This is a genomic window from Porphyrobacter sp. MBR-49 (assembly GCF_053628655.1).
This window is the reverse complement of the sequence record NZ_JBRJGU010000015.1, coordinates 1-6,741: the sequence shown is the minus strand read 5'-3', so window position 1 is coordinate 6,741 and position 6,741 is coordinate 1. Positions and strand designations below refer to the sequence as shown.

Here is a 6,741-nt window from a genome sequence, read left to right as displayed (position 1 = left end):
CTCTCGCTGCCGTAACGCAGCAGCGTGTTCATGATATACATTTGCGCATGGGCGGATGATCCGTTGCACCCGCTTGCCTGGATTTCCTCCATGATTACGCAGGCTGCTGCCAGGCTCAACCCGCTGCCGCCGTGTTCGGCCGGGATCAGCGCGGCGAGGAACCCCGCTTTGGTCAGCGCATCGACAAACTCTGCCGGATATTCGCGCGCCGCATCTTTCGCGCGCCAGTATTCACCGGGAAATCCTTCGCACAGACCGCGCACGGCGCGACGGATTTCACCAAGGTCTTCTGATTGAGTCATCTATTCTGCCCTTCCAGTAATCCGCGGGAGATCACTTGTGCCTGGATCTCGCCGGCACCTTCGAAAATGTTCAGGATTCGTGCGTCACACAGGATGCGACTAATCTCGTACTCGAGCGCATAGCCGTTACCGCCATGGATCTGCAGCGCGGCATCGGCGTTAGCCCAGGCAGCGCGGGCAGCCAGCAGCTTGGCCATCCCCGCTTCGATGTCGCAGCGCTTGCCGGTATCCTTGGCGCGCGCAGCGGCATAGGTCAGCTCACGAGACAGCACGAAGTCCACAAGGCTCATTGCCAGCTTGTCGGCCACCCGAGGAAAGTGGATCAGCATCTTGCCGAATTGCTTGCGTCCGACAGCATAGTCGAGCCCCAATTCCAACGCCCGCCTGGCAACGCCGACAGCGCGCGCCGCAGTCTGGATTCGGGCGCCTTCAAAGGTTCGCATGAGCTGCTTGAAGCCTTGCCCCTCTTCGCCGCCCAGCAGGGCGTCGGCGGGGGCCAACATCCCATCGAACTGCAGCGCATATTCACGCATCCCACGATAGCCTAGGACTTCGATCTCGCTGCCGCTTATGCCATCTCCGGGGAATGGAACTGTTTCGGTGCCGCGCGTCTTGGGTACCAGCAGCATGGACAGGCCGGCATGGCCCTTCACGCTTGGATCAGTCCGGCATAGCAGGGTCATCAGATCGGAGCGAGACGCATGGGTGATCCATGTCTTGGCACCGTCAATAGCCCAGCCCTTACCAACACGGCGCGCACGGGTTTGAAGCGAGCCAAGATCGGAACCAGTGTCGGGTTCGGTGAAGACAGCAGTTGGCAGGACCTCGCCGCTCGCAATCCTCGGCAGCCAGTATTCGCGCTGCGCGGACGTTCCGCCCATCGCGATCAGTTCGCCGGCGATTTCACTGCGGGTGCCGAGCGATCCGGCTCCGATCCAGCCTCGCGACAGTTCCTCGGTGATGAGGCACATTACAAGCTTCCCAAGCCCTAAGCCGCCAAATTCCTCGGGTATGGTCACCCCGAAGGTGCCCAGTTCGGCCATCCTCGACACAGTATTGTCCGGAATCAGAGCATTGGCGAGGTGCCACTTGTGCGCGTGGGGCAGCACTTCGGCATTGGTGAAACGCCGGAACTGATCCCTGATCGCGTCGAGCTCGACGTCCCCTAAGCCCTCGCTGGGCCATTCGCCAGCGGCCAGCGCGACAGCGACCGCGGCGCGGGTTTTCGCGTGGCTCGTGTTAATCGTTTCACAGGTCGCTGCAAGGTCTCGCGCAGCTTCTGCCAAGCCCAAGTCACAGGGGCGCAAGAGCTCGTTCTGCGCCATCGGCAGACCTCCGGTCAGCTGGGCCAGCGTCTCGGCAAAAGCCAAAAGCGCCACGTCGCGGTCCAATTCGCTGCCGCCATCATTGGACTCAAGCCAATCAATTACAGCTTCAAGCGCTGCGACGCTGGTCGCGATCCAGGCAAAGCCATGGTGCGCGCGCTGGTCCGTCCGATCGATGGCACTCGCCGCCGCGCCTGCCCTGTTGCGGAATGCTCGCGCAGCATCCAATGCCTTTGCGAACTTCACGCTCATGCCTTTTCAAACACCGCTGCGATGCCCTGCCCGCCGCCGATGCACATCGTCTCGAGGCCGTATCTTACGTCGCGTCGATGCATTTCATGGGTAAGGTTCGCGAGGATGCGGCCTCCCGTCGCACCAATCGGGTGGCCAAGCGAGATCCCCGAACCGTTTACGTTGAGCATGTCATGGCGGCCGTCGTCGTCGGACCATCCCCAGGCCTTCAAGCAAGCCAGCACCTGCGGTGCGAAGGCCTCATTCAATTCAATGAGACCGATGTCAGCCCACGATAATCCGTTCTTTGCGAAAAGCCGCTGGGTCGCTGGAACAGGGCCAATCCCCATCCGCGACGGATCGCAACCCGCAGCTGCCCAAGAATGGAAGAAGGCGATCGGTTCAAGCCCCAGTTCCGCCAGCTTGTCTTCGGCAACCACAAGGCAAGCCGCGGCTGCATCGTTCTGCTGGCTTGCATTGCCCGCCGTCACCACGCCGCCCTCAAGTGGCTTCAGCTTGCCCAGTGTGTCCATGCTGGCATCGACGCGATAGCCTTCGTCGTGGGTGAAAAGTACCGGGTCACCCTTCCTCTGCGGAACCGCCACCGGAACCAATTCGTCATCGAATAAACGGTTTGCCCAAGCCGCTGCGGCGCGCTGGTGGCTGCGGACGGCATAGGCGTCGCACGCCTCACGGTCGATGTTCCAATCCCTCGCAAGGTTCTCGGCGGTTTCGATCATACCGCTGATGATGCCGTACCGCTCGACTGGCTGACTCATGACCCGCCCGCGCGTCAGGCGATCGTGCAGAGTCACGTTGCCCGAACGAACTCCGCTACGCAGATCCGTGCTGTAATGCTCAACGTTGGACATGGACTCGCAACCGCCAGCAACTACGACATCCGAAACCCCGGTCTGAACCATCATCGCCGCGTTCACGATCGCCTGCAGTCCGGAACCACAGCGTCGATCGAGCTGGTAACCAGGCACATCCTCTGGAAGGCCTGCGAGCAACCATGCCCAGTGTGCGATGCACGGAGCTTCGCCATTGCCGTAGCCCTGTGCGAAGATCACGTCGTCTACCCTCGACGGATCGATACTGGTGCGCTCCGCCAGGGCCTTGAGGATTTTGGCACCGAGCTGACCGGCGGTAAGCGGCGCTAGGCTCCCGCCAAACCTGCCCACTGCGGTCCGGATGGGAGAAACGATGGCGGCGCGGCGCAAGGTCATTGGGCGGTTCCTACAATTCCGGTGTCGATCAGGCGGGCGATTGCCCCCGAGGATAGCTTGAGGCGCTCGGTCAGGACCTCTTCGGAGTGCTGGCCGTTGCGCGGTGCAGGCAACGGTGCGTTGCGTTCCAACTGGGGTATGGTTCCGAAGGAGCCGGCCGCAGGGTAGGCGAAACCCGAGGGGTTGTCCCGGAAGGCGCTGAACACCGGGTTCTCACCCACCAGACGCGGATCGTGTGCGGCGTCGAGCATGGTGCGGTAGGCGCTGTGCACGATCCCGCCAGCATCAAGAACGGCGGCAAGATCGGCGTGATTGCGGGCGCCGATCGCAGCTTCGAAGATGGGGTAGAGCGCGTCCCTGTGAGTGAACCGCAAGCCGTCGTTACTGGCGAAGGATACGTCGCGTGCGTTCTCAACGGCGGCGATTTGCTCCTCAAGCCTGAGGGCGGCGACGAGGTTGGCCCACTGACGCGGGGTGACGACAACGATCATGGTCCGGACAGCATCGGCGGTTACGAAATCGCGCCCGAACAGGCCGTAGACCGCGTTTCCGAGCCGGGGACGATTGTCTCCCTCGTAGAGCACCTCGGCGATGCCGCCGAGATTGGCGACCGTCCCGATCGCGACATCCGACAAGGGAATGCGCACCTCGCTGCCCTCGCCGGTCTGGGCGCGGCGCTGAAGAGCCGCCAAAAGGGCAAACGCGGCATAGGCGCCCGAAAGCAGGTCCCAGGCAGGCAGGACGTGGTTGACCGGCTCTGGCCCCGGTCCGGTCATCGTCGGATAGCCGACCGCGTTGTTGACGGTGTAGTCGAGCGCCGGAGCACCGTCGGCCCAGCCCATCACCCTCACCGTGATGAGATCCCCGCGGCCCTGGCAGAGCGTCTCGTGCGAGAGAAACCCGCCCACCGGGAAATTGGTAATGAGTTGGCCAGTGGCGCGGATCAGATCCTGCAGAAGCTCGCGTCCTTCGGGGCGTCCGAGGTTGAGGGCTACGGACTTTTTGGCCCGGTTGAGGTTCTCCCAATACAGGGAGGAGTTGCCGGAGGTGAGCGGCCAGCGCCGGAAGTCCGGCCCGCCGCCGATCTGGTCGACGCGGATCACGTCCGCACCGAACTGAGCGCAATAAAGCCCGGCGGTCGGCGAAGCGACGAAGGACGAGGCCTCGATCACGGACAGACCCGTCAGGAGCTGGTACATGGGCCGATCAGCCCCGCTGCGCCCAATCGCGCAGCATGTGCTTGGCGATCTGGAGCTGGAGGATTTGCGTCGTGCCCTCGTAGATGCGGTAGATGCGCGAGTCGCGGAAGAACCGCTCGGCGTCATATTCGGCAAGGTAGCCAGCGCCGCCATAGATCTGCACCACACGATCGACGACACGCCCGCACATCTCGCTTGCGTAAACCTTGGCCGCCGCAGCCTTGCGCAGCACGTTCTCACCAAGGTCGGCGCGCCGTGCAGCATCTTCAAGCATGCATTCCGCGGCGTAAATCTCGATCTCGCTATCGGCGAGCATCTGCTGGATCAGTTGAAAATTGGCGATTGGCTCGCCGAAGGCCTTGCGCTCGTTGGCGTAGCGCAGCGCGGAATCGAGCGCACGACAAGCATAGCCGGTGGCGGCCGAGCCAACCGAGAGGCGCCCGTTGTCGAGGCTCTGCATGGCGGTGGCGAAACCTCTACCCTCCTGCATGCCCAGCAGGGCGTCGGCAGGAAGATGCACGTTGTCCATTATGATGTCAGCGATGTGGCTGCCAGCCTGCCCCATCTTCTTGTCGGGCTTGCCAACGGTGATCCCCGGCGTGTCCATCGGCACCAGGAAAGCGCTGACATGCGCGTTCTTGGGAAGCGCCTCTTTACTGGTGCGCGCCATGATCAGCGCGACATCGGCATAGGGAGCATTGGTGATGTAGCGCTTCGTGCCATTCAGAACCCAGCCATTGCCTGATCTGACGGCCATGGTCTGCATGGCAGCGGAGTCGGAACCCGAGCCAGGTTCGGTGAGCCCGAAGCAGGCGATCTCGCCAGCAGCCAGGCGCGGCAGCCATTCGGCCTTTTGCTCCTCGGTCCCACCATTTTTTAGTGCCGAGCACACCATGCCGATGTTGATCGAGGTGATCGAGCGATAGCACGGCATCGCGTAGCTGAGCTCACGGATGGTGCGCGTATACTGCTGAATGTTCATCCCAGCCCCACCGAACTCTTCAGGCATGGTCAGGCCGAACAATCCCATTTCCCGCATCTCCCGCACAATGTCCTCGGGTATCCGGTCCGTCTCGATGATCTGTTTCTCGGCAGGCAGCAAACGCTCACGCACATAGCGTTGCAATTGCTCGATGAATTGGTCGAATACACCGGCGTCCATGCCGGAAACGCCATTGTTCACGGGGCAGGTCCTCAGATCGGGTCGTAGGGAAAGACATCCGCACTGACTTCGTCGGCGCGGGCAAAACTGGGCCGGAAAGCCGGGATAAGCTCGTCGGCGATCGCCTCGGGCGTCCATCCGGTGGTCTTCGTCATGGAGCGTACAGGACGCGGCTTGTCGAACAGCACGATCTCGTTCTTGCGAACCCCGAAGATCTGGTTGGTCACGCCTTGGCTTGCATCGGAGGCGAGATAGACCACAAGCGGCGCGATCTTGTCGGCACTCATTGTCTTCAGCCGTTCCACCCGCGCCTGCTGTTCGGGCGTCTCTGCAGGAATCGAGGCGGTCATGCGGCTCCATGCGAAGGGCGCGATGCAGTTCGAACGCACCCCAGCGCGGGCCATATCGAGCGCGATCGACTGGGAAAGGCCAACGATGCCGAGTTTCGCAGCCGAGTAGTTCGCCTGCCCGATATTGCCGATCAGGCCGGACGTGCTCGTAAAGTGGACGAAGCTGCCCGATTGCTGCTCGCGGAAATAGGGAGTCGCCGCCTTGCTAACATTAAAGGCACCGTTGAGGTGCACGTCGATCACCGCGCGCCAATCCTCGAGGCTCAGCTTGTGCCAGATCGCATCGCGCAGAATCCCCGCATTGTTGACCACAGCATCGATCCGTCCGAAATGCTGGACGGCGTCCTCGACGATTGATTGGGCTCCGACCGGATCGACTACCGAGGCAAGATTGGCGCGCGCTTTGCCGCCGGCGGCGATGATATCGTCAACGGTTTGCTGCGCGGGACCAGCATCACCCCCTTCGCCGCCGCCGCCGACGCCAGGGTCGTTCACTATGATTGACGCACCTTGCCTCGCGCATAGCAACGCGATTTCACGGCCAACGCCGCGCCCCGCGCCGGTGATGGCGACAACCTTGTTTTCCAGCATCATCAGGCGTTTTCCTTGAGCATCGCGGCCAGTGTTTCCCCCAGCAGCGATGGCGAGGGGCTGACGCGGATGCCCGCATCTTCCATCGCCGCGATCTTGTCTTCCGCGCCGCCCTGACCGCCGGAAACGATCGCGCCAGCATGGCCCATGCGGCGACCCGGAGGGGCGGTGAGGCCGGCGATGAAGCCGACCATCGGCTTGGCGCGGCCCTTGGCGGCTTCGGCCTTGATGAAGGCGGCGGCTTCTTCCTCGGCCGAGCCGCCGATTTCGCCGATCATGATGATGCTTTGCGTCTCCGGATCGTCAAGGAACAGGTCGAGCATGTCGATAAAATTGGTGCCGTTGACCGGAT

Annotated in this window: 6 protein-coding genes and 1 pseudogene; all 7 read right to left on the bottom strand. The window is 62.5% G+C overall.

All coding sequences use genetic code 11. The features are described from left to right. A partial coding sequence (locus ACSSV3_RS14540; RefSeq protein ID WP_354327115.1) for an acyl-CoA dehydrogenase family protein occupies nt 1-302 on the bottom strand: 302 nt, incomplete at its 3' end. Then, the gene (locus ACSSV3_RS14535; RefSeq protein WP_354327116.1) at nt 299-1,879 is read right to left on the bottom strand and encodes an acyl-CoA dehydrogenase family protein; all 1,581 of its coding nucleotides are present in this window, start codon (nt 1,877-1,879) and stop codon (nt 299-301) included. The genes ACSSV3_RS14540 and ACSSV3_RS14535, both read right to left, overlap by 4 nt. Next, the gene (locus ACSSV3_RS14530) at nt 1,876-3,087 is read right to left on the bottom strand and encodes an acetyl-CoA C-acetyltransferase (RefSeq protein WP_354327118.1); all 1,212 of its coding nucleotides are present in this window, start codon (nt 3,085-3,087) and stop codon (nt 1,876-1,878) included. Before ACSSV3_RS14530 ends, ACSSV3_RS14535 begins: the two co-directional genes overlap by 4 nt. Further along, on the bottom strand, nt 3,084-4,286 hold the full coding sequence (locus ACSSV3_RS14525) for a CoA transferase (protein ID WP_354327120.1): 1,203 nt from the start codon (nt 4,284-4,286) through the stop codon (nt 3,084-3,086). Before ACSSV3_RS14525 ends, ACSSV3_RS14530 begins: the two co-directional genes overlap by 4 nt. 7 nt (nt 4,287-4,293) lie before the next feature. Then, complete coding sequence (locus ACSSV3_RS14520; RefSeq protein ID WP_354327121.1) at nt 4,294-5,448, bottom strand: acyl-CoA dehydrogenase family protein; 1,155 nt, start codon at nt 5,446-5,448, stop codon at nt 4,294-4,296. Nucleotides 5,449-5,480: 32 nt separating this feature from the next. Then, nucleotides 5,481-6,389, bottom strand: a complete 909-nt coding sequence (locus ACSSV3_RS14515; RefSeq protein ID WP_354327123.1) for an SDR family NAD(P)-dependent oxidoreductase — start codon at nt 6,387-6,389, stop codon at nt 5,481-5,483. A gap of 2 nt (nt 6,390-6,391) precedes the next feature. Further along, a pseudogene (locus ACSSV3_RS14510) lies at nt 6,392-6,741 on the bottom strand (succinate--CoA ligase subunit alpha); the annotation flags it as partial.

What these genes read in the sequence shown, in the direction of transcription:
- ACSSV3_RS14535 (WP_354327116.1), bottom strand. Translation starts at nt 1,879, where the DNA reads ATGAGCGTGAAGTTCGCAAAGGCATTGGATGCTGCGCGAGCATTCCGC.
- ACSSV3_RS14530 (WP_354327118.1), bottom strand. Translation starts at nt 3,087, where the DNA reads ATGACCTTGCGCCGCGCCGCCATCGTTTCTCCCATCCGGACCGCAGTG.
- ACSSV3_RS14525 (WP_354327120.1), bottom strand. Translation starts at nt 4,286, where the DNA reads ATGTACCAGCTCCTGACGGGTCTGTCCGTGATCGAGGCCTCGTCCTTC.
- ACSSV3_RS14520 (WP_354327121.1), bottom strand. Translation starts at nt 5,448, where the DNA reads ATGGACGCCGGTGTATTCGACCAATTCATCGAGCAATTGCAACGCTAT.
- ACSSV3_RS14515 (WP_354327123.1), bottom strand. Translation starts at nt 6,389, where the DNA reads ATGCTGGAAAACAAGGTTGTCGCCATCACCGGCGCGGGGCGCGGCGTT.